Origin of the sequence: Saccharopolyspora pogona, from assembly GCF_014697215.1 — a bacterium.
GTDB classification, from domain to species: domain Bacteria; phylum Actinomycetota; class Actinomycetes; order Mycobacteriales; family Pseudonocardiaceae; genus Saccharopolyspora; species Saccharopolyspora hattusasensis.
Map to the genome: position 1 here is coordinate 9,113,679 of NZ_CP031142.1, position 19,635 is coordinate 9,133,313.

A 19,635-nucleotide genomic window follows, 5' to 3' on the forward strand; every position below is an offset into this window, starting at 1 on the left:
AGACATCCAGTGCCCCGGGTTCGTGGCGCGATCTACCGCCACGTCCAGGTCGAAATCGCCGACTGCTCCGCCTCGGTTCGCTGGAAGGGCGGGAGTGGTTGTTCAGATGCAGAATTCGTCGCCTTCCGCAATGCCGTAGTTGTGATATTTTTCTGCCACTGGACCCCGGGGGTGCCGAAATCCCTGCGCCGCAACGGTTTCGCGGCGTAGAACGCGATCATAACGAATCGGCCACCACGCTTAACAGCTGAGCATGGTGGCCGATTCTTGGCAAACCTTGGGCGGCGGCTGGGTGGTCTACCCGCACTCGCTTTCGGGGCGCCGTTCGGGGCGGCGCTGTGGACGGCGCTCTTGATCAGGGCGGCGCGAACATGGGCGTCCACCTTCCAGGTTGGCGCCGACGGCGAACACCTCGGACAACTGCCCGACGCCTGCCCATCTGTTGCTCAGCAAGGAATTGGCGCACGTCTTGCTTCGTGACCGCCACGCCCTCCTGAAGATAGCCGTCCACGTAGTCGTATTCACGTTCGCCGACCTTGACCATCGTCCACGGCTCAAAGCGATCGACCGCCCCGGAGTGGCAACGCATGCACTCCAGCTCGGTGCACCAGCACTCGTCGATCTGGCCCTTGTTGCGTCCGAGGAATCCATCGTGGGTCGGGTCCCAGACGTGGTTCCACCGCCGACAACGCAGCACTTCCGGCGGTGCGACTTCCAGGTACGCACGGACCTCGAGATCGAGTGCGGACGCAGTTGCCATACGGGGCCATCCCTTCCTATGTGGTCTCCCTGCATGTTGAAACGGATTTATTGATCCGGATGGCAAACATGTGATGTCAGGCGGCGTAGCGGACTTCGGGTTTGCCGAAGTAGGAGCGAACTCGGTCAGGCAACTTCTGGAGTCGGTGGAGGAAGGAGCGGACCGCTCGTTCCAACTCGTCCCGGGATCTCGGTGCTGTGCCGGTAGATACGGTCCGTTTGAGGTTGGCGTTCAGGATCTCGTCCGGGTTGAGCTCGGGGCTGTATCCGGGCAGGAAGTCCATCTCGATCGCCTTGGTGTGGTTGGCGATCCATTGCCGGACGGTCTTGCGGCGGTGGACAGGGTGACCGTCGACGATCAGGTGGACCTTGCGGTCCAGGTGGCCGACCAGACGGTCCAGGAACGGCAGGAACACGCCGGCGTTGAACGAGCCGGTGTAGACGGTGAAGTACAGTTCGCCCTTGTTACCGATCGCGCACATGGCGTTCACGCTGAACCGTTTACCCGTCTTGCCGACCACCGGGGTCTTGCCCACCGGTGCCCAGGTGGCGCCGACGGCGGCGTCGGAGCGGATCCCGGTCTGGTCCAGCCACAGCACCACGGCGCCCTCGCGGCGGGCGCGGGCGGCGATGGCCGGGTAGTCGGCTTCCAGCCATCGGCGTACGGATTCGGGGTCCTGCTCGTAGGCCCTGCGGATCGGTTTCTGCGGTGACAGACCCCAGGAGCGTAGGTAGTTGCCGACGGTGCGCAGGCTCAACACGATGCCGTGCCGTACCCGGATCAGCTCGGCCACCGTCTTGCGGGTCCACACCAGGCCGGTCAGCCCGAACGCCGCTGGGGTGTGCTCGGCCACCGCATACCGCAGCTTGCGCTGCCGGCGGGCACTCAACGCTTTCTGCTCGCCGGGCTTGCGACCTCGGCGACGCGTGGCAAGACCCTTCGAGCCGCGTTTTGCCACGCCCGCATCCATCTGGACACCGACTGTGGGGCCACCGCGAACACCCGCGCCGCCTCGACCTGGGGCATCCCACCATGGACAGCCGCGACCACCCTGCGCCGCAGATCCTCCTGAGCCTCAGGTGGTTGGTTGCAGCACGGTGTTTTCTTTCACCGCCCGGGTATGTGCGCCCGTGCGGCTGCAAGTGGCGTGTACGAGGTGTGTTCGGTCAGCGTGCGGCGCGTTGGGTGCGTGTTGGTGGACCAGGTAATCCGCTTTGATCGCTTTCTTCGTCACCGACAGGAGCCACCATTCCCAGCCCTCGGGCGACTGGGGTGGCTGGTCGGGGATGAGCAGGTTTTCCCCGCACAGGGTGCACTGCCCGTCCTGCTTGGACAGCGGGCGCTCGGTGTAGGCATCCAGTGGGGGTGTGACCTTCCGGCGACGCTGCGCCCAATATTCGGCCAGATCCGGGTCGTCGGGAGACGCTCCGCCCTTGATCAGGGTGTGCCGCACGATGTCAGTCCAGGACGGTTTTGGTAGGTAGGCGCCGGTGTCCCGGTCGCCGAAGACCCACTGGTCGTTCCTGAACTTGTTGAACTTTCCGTAGTACCGCTGGGTGATCCAGCGTTTCGGCTTGTTGGGTGGCTCCAGCACGCCCACTTGTACGTGAGTTTCCACAGGTAGTCGGTCAGGGCTTGGAACACCCTGGTCGACACCACGGTGCGGTAGTAGGCGACCCAGCCCCGAACGATCGGGGTGATCTTCGCCAGGACAGCCGCGACGTTGGTCCCGCGTAGTGCACGGAACTCCGGGGCCAGCCGTTTCCGGAACCTCTTGATGGCCGTGACACTCGGTTTGATCGACAGCTTGCCGTTGGGGTAGCGACGCAGATGAAACCCCAGAAGCTCGAACCCCTCACCATCGAGGCGCACGATCCGGGTCTTGGCCTCGTTGAAGGCCAAGCCTCCATGATCACTGGTATGCCGAGCGGGCGCATTTTGGTCTTGTCACTGGCTTTCGGGATGTACACGCGCCGGGCCGCGAGGGGTTGCCACGAGCTTCGGGTGGCGTGCACCTGCACCGCCACTTCGACACGTGCCTGGCTGGTCAGCGCGACCAGTCCATCGATCCCCGCGGTCTTGCGGCCCGTGTTGCGTTGCGTGACCTGCCGTACGCTGATTAGGGTGTTCGACCAGGACCGCAGAAACAACTTTGCAGGTTCCTGCCCGGGGCCAGGTCCCCGTCCTTGACCGCCTTGAAAATCCTGCACCGCAGCCGCCGTACCCGTTCCTTATGGTCTCGCCAGTCCACCTCATCCCAGGCGGCACCGTCGAAAACCAGGCTTGGGTCCTCGGGTCCGTTCGCCGAAGTGTCCAACTTGCCCCTCAGTTCTGGCGTTTGCGTCTGCTTCGAATCAAAGGCTCACCTGTCCACGTCAGGACCCCTTTCAGGGCCGGGCATCAGGCCCGGTATCCGACCAGTTGTCCACCGGCGATCCGGGAGGAGTTCCCGGTGTTGCGGCCTGTGGTTTCCTGCTGCCTTTCGGCCGCCGGCGTTCGCTTCTTGGACACCCTGTCCTGCCAGGCGGGATTCCGCCCCCTTTACTGTCGGCCTACCGCCCCACATGCGCATACCCGCCCACGTGACGCGGACCCTGGCAGGGTTTACACGTTCCGCACGTATGAGACCCGGACCGGGTTGGACGCTCTCGCTACCCCGGGGACAGCGGTGTTCGCTGGCCATCGTCTTGTCCGCCGCCTGCCGCCTTCCATCGGCCAATCCCTATTCACCCCGGAACCGCAGCCCAAGCCCTCCCGGCGGAGGATCGCGCCTCTCTCACCGTTCGGGGCGTTCTCATACTCGGCGACGATCGCCAGCTTGTACTCCGGGCTGAACACCCGCCGCGATGGCCGTGCGGCAGGATCAGGCTGCTGAGCGGGCTGGCCGGGCCTGTCGGATGAAGTGGACACGTCTATCAGGATCTCCGATCCCGCCCTCGCTCTGATACCCGACACTCACACCAGGTGTCTCATCTCATCCTGACAAAGAGGGAAGCGCACTCTTGTCTTACCGAGTTTGCCGCTTCAGCAGTGTGATCTGGTGGTGCGGGGTGAGGATCTCGACGTCGTTGTCCTGGTTGTTCGTGGGCGGCGGGTGCGGTATGGCGGATGCGTTGGTCACACCGAGGTAGGCCGGTTGCAGCAGCATGGTCGGTCATCGTGGGGTGGTGTGTGCCGGGGTGGGCGTGTTTGCTCGAGTGACTTGCGCTCGACCTACTCGTATGTCGTGCCTGCCGCTTTTCGCCGGGGCGGATGAGGTTATCGGCAGGGGCACCTGCCGGGTCTCCCCAAAGTGATATGCGATGGTGGGTTGGTGGTCTGCCGGGCAATGTCGGTGGGTCTTTCGGGTAGTGGCGAAGCAGTTGTCGATCTGTTTCGGGTTAGGGTGTCGGCATGTGAGTGTGTCGAGAAATGTGCCTGTCGTCGCGGACTTTGGGGCAGTGGCCGCCGGTTTTCGGGCAGTCGTGGCCGTTGTTCATGTTCGTGCCTCTTGTTGCGCCGTCATGCTGGAATTATTGTTTCGGTCGGACAGTGGGATGGGCGGATGATCAGCTTGGGTCGGAAGAATGACCGGGTCATAGCGGTTTTCCTCTCGCGGCAGGTCTGTTGGTTGCGCAAGCTTCTGGAAGGGTGCTTGTTCCGTGTGGAACGAGTTCGCGATGGCGCGGTGGGGGATCGGGTCATCTCAAGGTTGTTCGCCGGCCATCCCGACGAGCGCGGTTACGCATCCGGGCTTTGCCTGACGCGGACATCGGTCAAGACCGTCCTTGACGATCTGTCGTACCGCGGTGGAGTCGTCGTGATCCACGGCCACGGCCACGGCCACGGCCACGGCCACGGCCACGGCACAGGGCACAGGGCACAGGGCACAGGGCTGTTCTACGCCGGCCGGGAGACGTGGGGTGATGAGTGAGACGCCCGGTGCCGCTTTGATGCGGGCTGCTGCCAGATGCCCGATGCGATGGCCGTATCGACCTGCCGCCGGCCGCGGTCGATTATTTCCGCGGCCGGTGACCGGTGTTCCTGTAAAGCCTGGAAATCCCGTCCAGCTGTATCGGTTCTGCTCTCGTGGGCCTGGTTGCTCGTCGACTGTGAAATCTTCGGCACCCGGCAATCGTGGGGCCCGCAGTACGAACCATGCGCAACGACACGTCCTGTCACCGGGAGATCATTGATTGTGGGTGGGGTGTTGTGGTGCGGGTGCCGGGTGGTTGAGGCTACCCGGCCACTGGGTTTGTGTGTGTTACCGCGCTGGTGGGTCACGGTGCGGGCATCCAGCGGGGTGGAAGGCCTGATTTCGGTGTCTGGTGGTGCTGTTTCGGGTTGTGGTGGCGTTGGGGTCGGGTGGGTGTGATGTTTTCGTCGATCATGGTGCCGGAGGAGGTGAGGCGGCTTTTTCAGGTGTTGACGGGTGAGGATATGACGGATGCGGATGAGGGTGTGTTGTTCGCGGTGGCGGATGCGTTGGAGTCGGGTGCGGTGGAGGTGGGGGAGATGGGGGCGTTCGTGGCGGAGTTGGTGGGGAAGGTGCGGACGGAGTTTTCGGGGAAGGCGGCGGACCGGTTCGCGGGGGGGTTGGAGGGCTTTGATGGGTTGTTGTCCGCGGGTGAGGAGGCGTTGCGGGAGTTGGCGGTGTTCGTGCGGGACCTGTCGCAGCAGGTGCGGTATGTGAAGTTGATGACGATTTATGGTTTGCAGTTGCTGCTGGTGGAGATGGCGTGGGCGGTGGCGATGGCGGGCGCGACCGGTGGCGCGTCGATGGCGTGGCTGGCGGCGCGGATGGCGGTGATGCGGATGTTGTTGTCGCGGTGGTGGGGCCAGTTGTTCATGCGGTTGGCGATGGCGGCCGCCGGTGGTGTGGGGTTCAACGTGCTGCCGGATCTGCAGGCCCAGTTGCAGATGCTGGGTGAGAACTCCAGTGACAAATGGGATGGGAAGCTCAGCGGGCAGGCGGCGGGGACGGGGGCGTTTTCGGCGTTGGTGTCGCTGCCGTTGTCGGCGGTAGGCGGTCTGGTCAGTAACGCGTTGATGAAGGTGCTGGTGCGGGGACTGGGCGATGAGGTGGACGAGGCGATTCTGGAGGCGGCGGTGAAGAGGGCGGTGGCCGAGCATGCGGAGTTGTATCCGGTGTCGGCGATGGCGCGCTTCGCGGATGTGGTGGGGGAGCATCTGGATGTTTATGCGGGGATGACGGTGCGGGGCATGTGGTGGGCACGGTTCGGGCATGGCGTGGGGGAGGCGTTGGAGAACGCGTTATCGGAGTTGTTGGGGGAGGTGGCGTATCAGGCGGCGATGGGCTTGCCGGTGACGTGGAATCTGTACGCGTTGTCGGCGGGTGGATCGGAGTCGGTGGCCGGGGGTGTGGGCAATCTGGCGGGTTTGGCGTTGCGGGGCAAGCTGCACCCGGATGGCCCCAGCCCATACCTCGACGACACCAGCCGGCGTGAGGGCGCCACCACCGAGGGTGGTGGGTTTGATGAGGAGAAGACCCCGCTGCTGGGGATAGGGTCCGGGTCGCAGACAGGGAACAGCCCTGGCTCCCCGGACAAGACCGACGCGTCCACCCCCTCCGATGCCTCCGATGCCTCGGACCGGCCGGGCACACCACCACCGGCGTATTCCGATGCGACACCGGATTTCGGTTCGGCCAGGCCGGTGCCGCCGCCGCGGTACGGTCCGGTTGCCGGTGGCGATCAGGTCGTGGCCGGTGTGTATGGCGTGTCTGGTGTGGACGTTTCTGGTGTGTCCGGGAACCGGATGCTGGATGTGTTGGCATCGCAGACGCAGGATTCAACGGGGGAGAGGTCAACGGCGGGTATCCCGCACGTTTCTGGTGTGTCCTCGGATGCCGCGCTACGGGACACTGTCATACCCGGATCCGGGTCTGGGCGGGTAGCGGATCTCAACGGCGAAGCGGTGTCCCCGGGGCGTGAGTCCTCGGTGGATGACCGGACGGGCCAGGGCGGGTCTTCTGGTGTGGACTCGGTCGCGGGAGGCGGGGATTGGCATCGTGGGGGTGAGGTTGCGGTGTCGCCGGATTCGGCGACGTTGCCGGCGGCAGGCCCGCAGGCGGTGCCGTTGCCGTCTCCGCGGCAGGACCCGGTGACGGCACCACTTGCGGGTCTGCCGGTGAACACGGTGCGGGTGCCGGTGCCCGCGGATGTGGTTGCTGGTGGCGGGTTGGTGGAGTTCGTGCGGGGCGGTGTCACCGATTCCACGGGCGGGCCTGTGCTGCTGGTGTCCCCAGGCAATTCGGATGCGGGTGTGGTGGTGTCGCCGGCTCAGGGTTGGGCTCTGGCACGCGAGGTGGGGCGTGATGTTGTCGCGATGACACCAGGGCAGGGCGGGCGCGGGCCACAGCGGACGGTATTCGCCGCCGACGGCTCTGCTCCCAGACCGGTGGCCGGGCCCGGTGCTCCGGTGCCGGCCGGAGCACCGGGCTCCCCGGCGGCTGCTCCGGCCGGCACGGCAGCGTCGGGAAGACCGCCGGTGCGGCAGGGGTCGCGTCCGGATGTGCGCAGGGAGATCGACCGGGCGAGGAAGCCGGAGGGCTCTGGCGATGATGAGCCGGCGGTGCAGCGGATCGTGCAGGACACCCGTGACATCCCGGGGTTGGCTCGCGGGGATGCTGCGGTGTCGCTGGAGGAGAGGCCGGCGCTGGTCGCGGCCGAGCACCACGAACTCGGCCGGGATCACCAGGACCAGGTGGTGGAGTTTCCCCAGGCGCCGGCAGACAGCCTGGATACCCAAGGCACCGGGCCCGGCATCCACGCCGGGGCCGGGCCGCAGCCGGGTAGGGACATGCTGTCGCAGTCCGCTGACGATCCGGGGTCGGACACCGGTGAGTCCCGCGGCCGCTACGTCGTGCACGGCGATCCCGGCAGAAAAGCCGATCACACAGCACAACCCGGGCACGATTTCTCCCCCGCCGCACACGACCCGCACGACACGCTTGACCGTGCGCACCAGGACCTCCCCAGCGACGCCCGTTTCGGGGCCGACGACATCGGGCTGACCGCACCACCGCAGTTCCCGCACACCGAAGGACCGACACGGGCGGAGATCTGGATCCAACCGGTCCCCCTCCCCCGCGACCCGGCGGAACCCGCGGTCAGCCCGAACGGCCATCGGCGGACCCGCGAGGACCTGCGGCGCGACCCGGTGAAACCGGTACCGGAAACGATCCAGGAGCAACGCCGGAAGCGACACGGCACACGACGGCGCCTGTCCTGGCCCGATGGCAGGCGGGCCGAGGAGACCGCCTCCACCGCAACGGATTCCTCGAACACGACCTCACAGGCTTCCCGGGAAGCCTGCGAGGTCCCCAGCGTGCCGGCTCCGATCAGGCCACAGGAAGACACCAGGGCGGTCACCGGGGGAGACGATTCCGGTTTCCTTGGTGGGTACAGCGACGACTATGCGGTGGGTTCCCTCGGGTTGTCTGACGGGAAGTCTTTCGGTGAGCTGTTTCCGGAGGATGCGGTGTCGCCGGATGCGGTGTGGTCGGGTGCGGTGGGTGTGGCGGTGGGGTTTGGGTATCGGTTTGTGCGGGGGGTGAACCAGGCCAATTATTTTTCCGGTGATGAGCGTTTTCAGGTGAATTGCCTGGAGGCGTGTGTGGCGTTCCATAATTCTGTGAAGTTCGGTCGGCAGTTCGTGGCGGGGCCGGCTGGTGATCGGGATCCGGCTGCGTTGGAGGTGGCGTTCGGCCGGCAGGCTTGGTGGGTGGAGGGTGTTGCCGGGGCGCAGTGGTATGTGCGCAGCGGACCGGTGGGTGTGGCTGTGCCGGTGATTTACCAGCGAGCCGACGGTAGCGCGCATGTGATCAATGCGGTGCATACCGACAGCAAAGACCATGATGGGCACGATGTTGTCGTGTTGTGGGATCCGCAGCGGGGCGAGGAAGCCGAGAAAGCCGATGTTTCTGCCGTGTCCGGGATGTGGGTGATTCCGGTGCCGGAGGCGGAACCGGATCGGGAGATAATGTTGCCGCCTGGTGGTTCCCAGTTGCGCGGCCAGGGCTGGAGGTCTGGGCTGCCCACCGAGGTGACAGGTCCGAAGCACCAGCCCGGTGCGTCTGGGCCGGTGGCCGGGAAAACCGGCCCGAAAGGCACGAAGAGGACGCGGGGGCAGGCCGATGAGAGTGCGCGGGGGAAGGCCGGTGAGAGTTCGCGGGGGGCCAAGCGGCGGAAGGTGGTAGCAGCCGCTGCTGGGATTGATCCCGGGAGTCCGGGGGATGGCGAGAGTGAGGTACTCACCCCGACCGATCAGGCAACACAACAGGACGAGCGGAGTGCGCAGCGGAAACAGAAAGACAGGGCAAAGAACGCGAAGTATCGCCAGGCGAGAAGGGCCGAAGCTGCCCGGGTTGTGGTGTTGGAGGAGTTGGCGGGGCGGGGGCAGCTGACTGAGGAGCAGGAGGCGGAGCTGGCGGCGCTCCAGCCGAAGGCGGCGCAACAGAAGCAGCAAAAGAAGGCAAAGAACGCGAAGTATCACCAGGCGATAAAGGCTGCCGCCGATCGTGTTGCGGAGTTGGAGGAGTTGGCGGGGCGGGGGCAGCTGACTGAGGAGCAGGAGGCGGAGCTGGCGGCGCTCCAGCCGAAGGCGGCGCGGAAACAGCAAAAGACGGAAAGGGACGCGAAGTATTACCAGGGGTTAAAGGCTGCCGCCGATCGTGTTGCGGAGTTGGAGGAGTTGGCGGGGCGGGGGCAGCTGACCGACGAGCAGGAGACGGAGCTGGCGGCGCTCCAGCCGAAGGCGGCGCGGAAACAGCAAATGACGGAAAGGGACGCGAAGCAGTACCAGGCGAGAAAGGCTGCCGCCGCCCATGTTGCGGAGTTGGAGAAGTTGGAGGGGCGGGGGCAGCTGACTGAGGAACAGGAGAGGGAGCTGGGGGCGCTGCGGTTGAAGGTGGCGGGGCGGGGGCGGAAGAAGAAGGACCGGGAGGTGATGGAGACCGGGGTGAGTGGGGCCGGGGTGGCGGGGCGGGTTGAGTGGAGTGCGGGGCCGGAGGGGGTATCGGAGTGGACTGGGGCTGATCAGGACGACCGGGACGCGTGGTTGGCTGACTTCGATCTCGGGGCGTGGCTTGATCAGGCGGTGGCGGATTCAGCAGTGTCGGGGGATGCGGGTGCGGGAGGTGCTGGGGTGATGCTGGGCGAGGGTGCTTTCGGGGACGTTGTCGCGACCGAGTTGACCGCGTTCCTGGGACAGGATGCCGGGGACGATGCGGATGCGGGAGGTGCCGGGGCGGTCGCCGGGGGGGATGATTTCGCCGGTTTCCTCCCCGACTACCACGACTGGGAGGGTCTCGTTGGGTTGTCTGGGGTCGAAGGGCCTGACGGGCCGCCTTTCGGTGAGCCGTTTCCGGTGGATGCGGTGTGGCCGAATGCGGTGTGGTCGGGTGCGGTGGGTGTGGCGGTGGGGTTTGGGTATCGGTTTGTGCGGGGGGTGAACCAGGCCAATTATTTTTCCGGTGATGAGCGTTTTCGGGTGAATTGCCTGGAGGCGTGTGTGGCGTTCCATAATTCTTTGAAGTTCGGTCGGCAGTTCGTGGCGGGGCCGGCTGGTGATCGGGATCCGGCTGCGTTGGAGGTGGCGTTCGGCCGGCAGGCTTGGTGGGTGGAGGGTGTTGCCGGGGCGCAGTGGTATGTGCGCAGCGGACCGGTGGGTGTGGCTGTGCCGGTGATTTACCAGCGAGCCGACGGTAGCGCGCATGTGATCAATGCGGTGCATACCGACAGCAAAGACCATGATGGGCACGATGTTGTCGTGTTGTGGGATCCGCAGCGGGGCGAGGAAGCCGAGAAAGCCGATGTTTCTGCCGTGTCCGGGATGTGGGTGATTCCGGTACCGGAGACGGAACCGGATCGGGAGATAACGTTGCCGCCTGGTGGTTCCCCGTTGCGCAGCCAGGGCTGGAGGTCTGGGCTGCCCACCGAGGTGACAGGTCCGAAGCACCAGCCCGGTGTATCTGGGCCGGTAGCCGGGAAAACCGGCCCGAAAGGCACGAAGAGGACACGGGGGAAGGCCGATGAGAGGACGCGGGGGCAAGCCGGTGAGAGTGCGCGGGGGCCAAGCGGCGGAAGGTGGGAGCAGCCGCAGCTGGGATTGATCCCGGGAGTCCGGGCAATGGCGAGAGTGAGGTACTCACCCCGACCGATCAGGCAACACAACAGGACGAGCGGAGTGCGCAGCGGAAACAGCAAAACAGGGCAAATAGCGCGAAGTATCGCCAGGGGTTAAAGGCTGCCGCCGCCCGGGTTGCGGAGTTGGAGAAGTTGAAGGGGCGGGGGCAGCTGACCGAGGCGCAGGAGACGGAGCTGGCGGCGCTCCAGCCGAAGACGGCGCAACAGAAGCAGCAAAAGACGGCAAAGAACGCGAAGCGGTACCAGGCGATAAAGGCTGCCGCCGCCCGGGTTGCGGAGTTGGAGAAGTTGCAGGAGCGGGGGCCGCTGACTGAGGGGCAGGAGGCGGAGCTGGCGGCGCTCCAGCCGAAGGTGGCGCAACAGAAGCAGCAACAGAAGGCATATAGCGCGAAGTATTACCAGGGGTTAAAGGCTGCCGTCGATCGGGTTGCGGTGTTGGAGGAGTTGCAGGGGCGGGGGCAGCTGACTGAGGAGCAGGAGGCGGAGCTGGCGGCGCTCCAGCCGAAGGCGGAGCGGAAACAGCAACAGAAGGCAAAGAAGGCGAAGGATTACCAGGGGTTAAAGGCTGCCGTCGATCGGGTTGCGGTGTTGGAGGAGTTGGCGGGGCGGGGGCCGCTGACTGAGGGGCAGGAGGCGGAGCTGGCGGCGCTCCGGCCGAAGGTGGCGCAACAGAAGCAGCAACAGAAGGCATATAGCGCGAAGTATTACCAGGGGTTAAAGGCTGCCGTCGATCGGGTTGCGGTGTTGGAGGAGTTGCAGGGGCGGGGGCAGCTGACTGAGGTGCAGGAGGCGGAGCTGGCGGCGCTCCAGTCGAAGGTGGCGCAACAGAAGCAGCAACAGAAGGCATATAGCGCGAAGTATTACCAGGGGTTAAAGGCTGCCGTCGATCGGGTTGCGGTGTTGGAGGAGTTGGCGGGGCGGGGGCCGCTGACTGAGGGGCAGGAGGCGGAGCTGGCGGCGCTCCGGCCGAAGGTGGCGCAACAGAAGCAGCAACAGAAGGCATATAGCGCGAAGTATTACCAGGGGTTAAAGGCTGCCGTCGATCGGGTTGCGGTGTTGGAGGAGTTGCAGGGGCGGGGGCAGCTGACTGAGGTGCAGGAGGCGGAGCTGGCGGCGCTCCAGTCGAAGGTGGCGCAACAGAAGCAGCAACAGAAGGCATATAGCGCGAAGTATTACCAGGGGTTAAAGGCTGCCGTCGATCGGGTTGCGGTGTTGGAGGAGTTGCAGGGGCGGGGGCAGCTGACTGAGGAACAGGCGGCGGAGCTGGGGGCGCTGCGGTTGAAGGTGGCGGGGCGGGGGCGGAAGAAGAAGGACCGGGAGGTGATGGAGACCGGGGTGAGCGGGGCCGGGGTGGCGGGGCGGGTTGAGTGGAGTGCGGGGCCGGAGGGGGTATCGGAGTGGACTGGGGCTGATCAGGGCGACCGGGACGCGTGGTTGGCTGACTTCGATCTCGGTGCGTGGCTTGATCAGGCGGTGGCGGATTCAGCAGTGTCGGGGGATGCGGGTGCGGGAGGTGCTGGGGTGATGCTGGGCGAGGGTGCTTATGAGGAGTTTGTCGCGACCGAGTTGACCGCGTTCCTGGGACAGGATGCCGGGGACGATGCGGGTGCCGGAGGTGCCGGGGCGGTTGCCGGGGGCGATGATTTCGCCGGTTTCCTCCCCGACTACCACGACTGGGAGGGTCTCGTTGGGTTGTCTGGGGTCGACTGGCCTGACGGGGGGTCTTTCGGTGAGCCGTTTCCGGTGGATGCGGTGTCGCCGAATGCGGTGTGGCCGGATGCGGTGGGTGTGGCGGTGGGGTTTGGGTATCGGTTTGTGCGGGGGTGAACCAGCCCAATTATCTTTCCGGTGATGAGCGTTTTCAGGTGAATTGCCTGGAGGCGTGTGTGGCGTTCCATAATTCTCTGAAGTTCGGTCGGCAGTTCGTGGCGGGGCCGGCTGATGATCGGGATCCGGCTGCGTTGGAGGTGGCGTTCGGCCGGCAGGCTTGGTGGGTGGAGGGTGTTGCCGGGGCGCAGTGGTATGTGCGCAGCGGACCGGTGGGTGTGGCTGTGCCGGTGATTTACCAGCGAGCCGACGGTAGCGCGCATGTGATCAATGCGGTGCATACCGACAGCAAAGACCATGATGGGCACGATGTTGTCGTGTTGTGGGATCCGCAGCGGGGCGAGGAAGCCGAGAAAGCCGATGTTTCTGCCGTGACCGGGATGTGGGTGATTCCGGTGCCGGAGGCGGAACCGGATCGGGAGATAATGTTGCCACCTGGTGGTTCCCAGTTGCGCAGCCAGGGCTGGAGGTCTGGGCTGCCCACCGAGGTGACAGGTCCGAAGCACCAGCCCGGTGCGTCTGGGCCGGTAGCCGGGAAAACCGGCCCGAAAGGCACGAAGAGGACACGGGGGAAGGCCGATGAGAGTGCGCGGGGGCAAGCCGGTGAGAGTTCGCGGGGGGCCAAGCGGCGGAAGGTGGTAGCAGCCGCTGCTGGGATTGATCCCGGGAGTCCGGGGGATGGCGAGAGTGAGGTACTCACCCCGACCGATCAGGCAACACAACAGGACGAGCGGAGTGCGCAGCGGAAACAGAAAGACAGGGCAAAGAACGCGAAGCAGTACCAGGCGAGAAAGGCTGCCGCCGCCCGGGTTGCGGAGTTGGAGGAGTTGGCGGGGCGGGGGCAGCTGACTGAGGCGCAGGAGGCGGAGCTGACGGCGCTCCAGCCGAAGGTGGCGCAGCGGAAGCAGCAAGAGAAGGCAAATAACGCGAAGCAGTACCAGGCGATAAAGGCTGCCGCCGCCCGGGTTGTGGTGTTGGAGGAGTTGGCGGGGCGGGGGCCGCTGACTGAGGAGCAGGAGGCGGAGCTGGCGGCGCTCCAGCCGAAGGTGGCGCAACAGAAGCAGAAAAAGAGGGAAAAGAACGCGACGGAGTACCAGGCGGTAAAGGCTGCTGCCGATCGGGTTGTGGTGTTGGAGGAGTTGGCGGGGCGGGGGCCGCTGACTGAGGAGCAGGAGGCGGAGCTGGCGGCGCTCCAGCCGAAGGTGGCGCAACAGAAGCAGCAAATGACGGCAAAGAACGCGAAGCATCGCCAGGCGATAAAGACTGCCGCCGATCGGGTTGCGGTGTTGGAGGAGTTGGAGGGGCGGGCGCCGCTGACTGAGGGGCAGGAGGCGGAGCTGGCGGCGCTCCGGCCGAAGGCGGAGCGGAAGCAGCAAGAGAAGGCAAAGAGCGCGAAGCGATACCAGGCGAGAAAGGCTGCTGCCGCCCGGGTTGCGGAGTTGGAGGAGTTGGAGGGGCGGGGGCAGCTGACTGAGGGGCAGGAGGCGGAGCTGGCGGCGCTCCAGCCGAAGGCGGCGCAACAGAAGCAGCAAAAGAGGGAAAGTGACGCGAAGTATCGCCAGGCGAGAAAGGCCGAAGCCGCCCGGGTTGCGGAGTTGGAGAAGTTGCAGGGGCGGGGACAGCTGACTGAGGAACAGGCGGCGGAGCTGGCGGCGCTCCGGCCGAAGGTGGCGGGGCGGGGGCAGAAGAAGAAGGACCGGGAGGCGATGGAGACCAGGGTGAGTGGGGCCGCGGTGGCGGGGCGGGTTGAGCGGAGTGCGGGGCCGGAGGGGGTATCGGAGTGGACTGGGGCCGATCAGGACGACCAGGACGCGTGGTTGGCCGACTTCGATCTCGGTGCGTGGCTTGATCAGGCGGTGGCGGATTCAGCAGTGTCGCGGGATGCGGGTGCGGGAGGTGCTGGGGTGATGCTGGGCGAGGGTGCTTATGAGGAGTTTGTCGCGACCGAGTTGACCGCGTTCCTGGGACAGGACGCCGGGGACGATGCGGATGCCGGAGGTGCCGGGGCGGTCGCCGGGGGCGATGATTTCGCCGGTTTCCTCCCCGACTACCACGACTGGGAGGGCCCCGTTGGGTTGTCTGGGGTCGACTGGCCTGACGGGGGGTCTTTCGGTGAGCCGTTTCCGGTGGATGCGGTGTGGCCGGATGCGGTGGGTGTGGCGGTGGGGTCTGGGTATCGGTTTGTGCGGGGGGTGAACCAGGCCAATTATTTTTCCGGTGATGAGCGTTTCCAGGTGAATTGCCTGGAGGCGTGTGTGGCGTTCCATAATTCTCTGAAGTTCGGTCGGCAGTTCGTGGCGGGGCCGGCTGATGATCGGGATCCGGCTGCGTTGGAGGTGGCGTTCGGCCGGCAGGCCTGGCGGGTGGAGGGTGTGGCCGGGGCGCAGTGGTATGTGCGCAGCGGACCGGTGGGTGTGGCTGTGCCGGTGATTTACCAGCGAGCCGACGGTAGCGCGCATGTGATCAATGCGGTGCATACCGACAGCAAAGACCATGATGGGCACGATGTTGTCGTGTTGTGGGATCCGCAGCGGGGCGAGGAAGCCGAGAAAGCCGATGTTTCTGCCGTGACCGGGATGTGGGTGATTCCGGTGCCGGAGGCGGAACCGGACCGGGAGATAATGTTGCCACCTGGTGGTTCCCAGTTGCGCAGCCAGGGCTGGGGATCTGCGCTGCCCACCGAGGTGACAGGTCCGAAGCACCAGCCCGGCGGGTCTGGGCCGGTGGCCGGGAAAACCGGCCCGAAGGGCACGAAGAGGACGCGGGGACAGGCCGATGAGAGGACGCGGGGGAAAGCTGATGAGAGTGCGCGGGGGCAGGCCGGCGAGAGTGCGCGAGGGGCCAAGCAGCGGAAGGTGGAAGCAGCCGCAGCTGGGATTGATCCCGGGAGTCCGGGCAATGGCGAGAGTGAGATACTCACCCCGACCGATCAGGCAACACAACAGGACGAGCGGAGTACGCAGCAGAAACAGCAAAACAGGGCAAACGCGAAGTATCGCCAGGCGAGAAAGGCTGCCGCCGATCGGGTTGTGGTGTTGGAGGAGTTGGAGGGGCGGGGGCCGCTGACCGAGGTGCAGGAGGCGGAGCCGGCGGCGCTCCAGCCGAAGGCGGCGCGGAAACAGCAACAGAAGGCATATAGCGCGAAGTATCGCCAGGCGGTAAAGGCTGCTGCCGATCGGGTTGTGGTGTTGGAGGAGTTGGCGGGGCGGGGGCAGCTGACTGAGGAGCAGGAGGCGGAGCTGGCGGCGCTCCGGCCGAAGGCGGAGCGGAAACAGCAAAAGAAGGCAAAGAGCGCGAAGTATCGCCAGGCGAGAAAGGCCGAAGCCGATCGGGTTGTGGTGTTGGAGGAGTTGGCGGGGCGGGGGCAGCTGACTGAGGAGCAGGAGGCGGAGCTGGCGGCGCTCCAGCCGAAGGTGGCGCAACAGAAGCAGAAAAAGAGGGAAAAGAACGCGACGGAGTACCAGGCGGTAAAGGCTGCTGCCGATCGGGTTGTGGTGTTGGAGGAGTTGGAGGGGCGGGGGCCGCTGACTGAGGAACAGGCGGCGGAGCTGGCGGCGCTCCAGCCGAAGGCGGCGCGGAAACAGCAACAGAAGGCAAAGAACGCGAAGTATCGCCAGGCGGTAAAGGCTGCTGCCGATCGGGTTGTGGTGTTGGAGGAGTTGAAGGGGCGGGGGCAGCTGACTGAGGAGCAGGAGGCGGAGCTGGCGGCGCTCCAGCCGAAGGTGGCGCAACAGAAGCAGCAACAGAAGGCAAAGAACGCGAAGTATCGCCAGGCGATAAAGGCCGAAGCCGATCGGGTTGCGGTGTTGGAGGAGTTGGCGGGGCGGGGGCAGCTGACTGAGGGGCAGGAGGCGGAGCTGGCGGCGCTCCGGCCGAAGGTGGCGGGGTGGGGGCGGAAGAAGACGGATCGGGAGGTGATGGAGACCGGGGTGAGTGGGGTGAGCGGGGCCGCGGTGGCGGGGCGGGTTGAGTGGAGTGCGGGGCCGGAGGGGGTATCGGAGTGGACTGGGGCTGATCAGGGCGACCGGGACGCGTGGTTGGCTGACTTCGATCTCGGTGCGTGGCTTGATCAGGCGGTGGCGGATTCAGCTGTGTCGGGGGATGCGGGTGCGGGAGGTGCTGGGGTGATGCTGGGGGAGGGTGTTTTCGGGGACGTTGTCGCGACCGAGTTGACCGCGTTCCTGGGACAGGATGCCGGGGACGATGCGGATGCCGGAGGTGCCGGGGCGGTCGCCGGGAGCGATGATTTCGCCGATTTCCTTGGTGGGTACCACGGCTGGGAGGGCTCCGTTGGGTTGTCTGGGGTCGAAGGGCCTGACGGGCTGCCTTTCGGTGAGCCGTTTCCGGTGGATGCGGTGTGGCCGGATGCGGTGGGTGTGGCGGTGGGGTTTGGGTATCGGTTTGTGCGGGGGGTGAACCAGGCCAATTATTTTTCCGGTGATGAGCGTTTTCAGGTGAATTGCCTGGAGGCGTGTGTGGCGTTCCATAATTCTGTGAAGTTCGGTCGGCAGTTCGTGGCGGGGCCGGCTGGTGATCGGGATCCGGCTGCGTTGGAGGTGGCGTTCGGCCGGCAGGCTTGGTGGGTGGAGGGTGTTGCCGGGGCGCAGTGGTATGTGCGCAGCGGACCGGTGGGTGTGGCTGTGCCGGTGATTTACCAGCGAGCCGACGGTAGCGCGCATGTGATCAATGCGGTGCATACCGACAGCAAAGACCATGATGGGCACGATGTTGTCGTGTTGTGGGATCCGCAGCGGGGCGAGGAAGCCGAGAAAGCCGATGTTTCTGCCGTGTCCGGGATGTGGGTGATTCCGGTGCCGGAGGCGGAACCGGATCGGGAGATAATGTTGCCGCCTGGTGGTTCCCAGTTGCGCGGCCAGGGCTGGAGGTCTGGGCTGCCCACCGAGGTGACAGGTCCGAAGCACCAGCCCGGTGCGTCTGGGCCGGTGGCCGGGAAAACCGGCCCGAAAGGCACGAAGAGGACGCGGGGGAAGGCCGATGAGAGTCCGCGGGGGCAGGCCGGTGAGAGTTCGCGGGGGCCAAGCGGCGGAAGGTGGTAGCAGCCGCTGCTGGGATTGATCCCGGGAGTCCGGGGGATGGCGAGAGTGAGGTACTCACCCCGACCGATCAGGCAACACAACAGGACGAGCGGAGTGCGCAGCGGAAACAGAAAGACAGGGCAAAGAACGCGAAGTATCGCCAGGCGAAAAAGGCCGAAGCCGCCCGGGCTGCGGAGTTGGAGAAGTTGGAGGGGCGGGGGCAGCTGACTGAGGGGCAGGAGGCGGAGCTGGCGGCGCTCCAGCCGAAGGTGGCGCAGCGGAAGCAGCAAGAGAAGGCAAAGAGCGCGAAGCGGAACCAGGGGAGAAGGGCCGAAGCCGCCCGGGTTGCGGAGTTGGAGGAGTTGGAGGGGCGGGGGCAGCTGACTGAGGGGCAGGAGGCGGAGCTGGCGGCGCTCCAGCCGAAGGTGGCGCAGCGGAAGCAGCAAAACAGGGCAAAGAACGCGAAGTATCGCCAGGCGATAACGGCTGCCGCCGATCGTGTTGCGGAGTTGGAGGAGTTGGAGGAGTTGGAGGAGTTGGAGGGGCGGGGGCAGCTGACTGAGGAGCTGGAGGCGGAGCTGGCGGCGCTCCAGCCGAAGGCGGCGCGGAAACAGAAAAAGAAGGAAACAGACGCGAAGGATTACCAGGCGATAATGGCTGCCGCCGCCCGGGTTGCGGAGCTGGAGGAGTTGAAGGGGCGGGGGCCGCTGACTGAGGAACAGGAGGCGGAGCTGGCGGCGCTCCAGCCGAAGGCGGCGCGGAAACAGAAAAAGAAGGAAACAGACGCGAAGTCTCGCTGGGCGAGAAGGGCCGAAGCCGCCCGGGTTGCGGAGTTGGAGGAGTTGGAGGGGCGGGGGCAGCTGGAGGGGCGGGGGGAGCTGGCGGCGGAGCTGGCGGAGCTGCGGCCGAAGGTGGCGGGGCGGAAGCAGCAAGAGAAGGTAAGTAACGCGAGGCGGTACCAGGGGAGAAGGGCCGAAGTTGCCCGGGTTGCGGAGTTGGAGGAGTTGGAGGGGCGGGGGCAGCTGACTGAGGAACAGGAGAGGGAGCTGGCGGCGCTCCAGCCGAAGGCGGCGCAACAGAAGCAGCAAAAGAAGGAAGAGAACGCGAAGTATCGCCAGGCGGTAAAGGCTGCCGCCACCCATGTTGCGGAGTTGGAGGAGTTGGCGGGGCGGGGGCCGCTGACTGAGGAGCAGGCGGCGGAGCTGGCGGCGCTCCGGCCGAAGGCGGCGCAACAGAAGCAGCAAGAGAAGGCAAATAGCGCGAAGTATTACCAGGGGAGAAAGGCCGAAGCCGCCCGGGTTGCGGAGTTGGAGGAGTTGGCGGGGCGGGGGCAGCTGACTGAGGAGCAGGCGGCGGAGTTGGCGGCGCTGCGGTTGAAGGTGGTGGGGCGGGGGCGGAAGAAGAAGGACCGGGAGGTGATGGAGACCGGGGTGAGTGGGGTGAGTGGGGCAGCGGTGGCGGGGCGGGTTGAGCGGATTGCGGGGCCGGAGGGGGTATCGGAGTGGACTGGGGCTGATCAGGACGACCGGGACGTGCGGTCGGCTGACGTCGATCTGGATGCGTGGCTTGCTCGGACGATGGCGGATTTAGATGGGGTGCAGGTGCCCCAGGGTGCCGCGGATGCTGGGGTGATGCTGGGCGAGAGTGCTTATGAGGAGTTTGTCGCGACCGAGTTGACCGCGTTCCTGGGACAGGATGCCGGGGACGATGCTGCGGGTGCCGGCGGTGCTGGGCCGGTTGCCGGGGGCGATGATTTCGCCGGTTTCCTCCCCGACTACCACGACTGGGAGGATTCCGTTGGGTTGTTTGGGGCCGAAGGGCCTGACGGGCTGCCTGCGGGAGACCTCGAGGGGTAAGTGGGTCT

General features: G+C 65.9%; 9 protein-coding genes and 3 pseudogenes. 5 read left to right on the forward strand and 7 right to left on the reverse strand.

Annotation, left to right across the window (positions count from 1 at the left end):
* Nucleotides 1-355: 355 nt before the first annotated feature.
* The 7 genes and pseudogenes from DL519_RS43070 to DL519_RS43090 all read right to left on the reverse strand — a co-directional run bounded on the left by DL519_RS43070 (nt 356) and on the right by DL519_RS43090 (nt 3,908).
* Complete coding sequence (locus DL519_RS43070; RefSeq protein WP_190823495.1) at nt 356-760, reverse strand: hypothetical protein; 405 nt, start codon at nt 758-760, stop codon at nt 356-358.
* A gap of 76 nt (nt 761-836) precedes the next feature.
* Complete coding sequence (locus DL519_RS43075; protein ID WP_190823496.1) at nt 837-1,718, reverse strand: IS630 family transposase; 882 nt, start codon at nt 1,716-1,718, stop codon at nt 837-839.
* Between the two features lie 23 nt (nt 1,719-1,741).
* Nucleotides 1,742-1,786, reverse strand: a pseudogene (locus tag DL519_RS50645) (hypothetical protein); the annotation flags it as partial.
* 49 nt (nt 1,787-1,835) lie between these two features.
* The gene (locus DL519_RS48025; RefSeq protein ID WP_223840490.1) at nt 1,836-2,354 is read right to left on the reverse strand and encodes a hypothetical protein; all 519 of its coding nucleotides are present in this window, start codon (nt 2,352-2,354) and stop codon (nt 1,836-1,838) included.
* 38 nt (nt 2,355-2,392) lie between these two features.
* Nucleotides 2,393-2,632: pseudogene (locus DL519_RS50650) on the reverse strand (group II intron maturase-specific domain-containing protein); the annotation flags it as partial.
* A gap of 161 nt (nt 2,633-2,793) precedes the next feature.
* Nucleotides 2,794-3,011: pseudogene (locus DL519_RS50655) on the reverse strand (reverse transcriptase N-terminal domain-containing protein); the annotation flags it as partial.
* Nucleotides 3,012-3,767: 756 nt separating this feature from the next.
* Nucleotides 3,768-3,908, reverse strand: coding sequence for a hypothetical protein (locus DL519_RS43090; protein ID WP_190823498.1), 141 nt, complete (start codon nt 3,906-3,908; stop codon nt 3,768-3,770).
* A 462-nt stretch (nt 3,909-4,370) separates the two neighbouring features.
* Here DL519_RS43090 and DL519_RS43095 point away from each other — a divergent pair, with 462 nt between their 5' ends.
* The 5 genes from DL519_RS43095 to DL519_RS43120 all read left to right on the forward strand — a co-directional run bounded on the left by DL519_RS43095 (nt 4,371) and on the right by DL519_RS43120 (nt 19,627).
* Nucleotides 4,371-4,673 carry a hypothetical protein gene (locus DL519_RS43095; RefSeq protein ID WP_223840141.1) on the forward strand — a complete coding sequence of 101 codons (303 nt, stop codon included), beginning with the start codon at nt 4,371-4,373 and terminating at the stop codon, nt 4,671-4,673.
* A gap of 440 nt (nt 4,674-5,113) precedes the next feature.
* Complete coding sequence (locus DL519_RS48040) at nt 5,114-11,005, forward strand: WXG100-like domain-containing protein (protein ID WP_223840142.1); 5,892 nt, start codon at nt 5,114-5,116, stop codon at nt 11,003-11,005.
* A gap of 26 nt (nt 11,006-11,031) precedes the next feature.
* Nucleotides 11,032-12,735, forward strand: a complete 1,704-nt coding sequence (locus DL519_RS48045) for a coiled-coil domain-containing protein (protein WP_223840143.1) — start codon at nt 11,032-11,034, stop codon at nt 12,733-12,735.
* Nucleotides 12,732-17,792 (forward strand): hypothetical protein, encoded by a 5,061-nt coding sequence (locus DL519_RS48050; protein WP_223840144.1) that lies wholly within the window; start codon nt 12,732-12,734, stop codon nt 17,790-17,792. The genes DL519_RS48045 and DL519_RS48050 overlap by 4 nt, the downstream gene beginning before the upstream one ends.
* On the forward strand, nt 17,786-19,627 hold the full coding sequence (locus DL519_RS43120) for a coiled-coil domain-containing protein (RefSeq protein ID WP_190823500.1): 1,842 nt from the start codon (nt 17,786-17,788) through the stop codon (nt 19,625-19,627). Before DL519_RS48050 ends, DL519_RS43120 begins: the two co-directional genes overlap by 7 nt.
* Nucleotides 19,628-19,635: the final 8 nt, after the last annotated feature.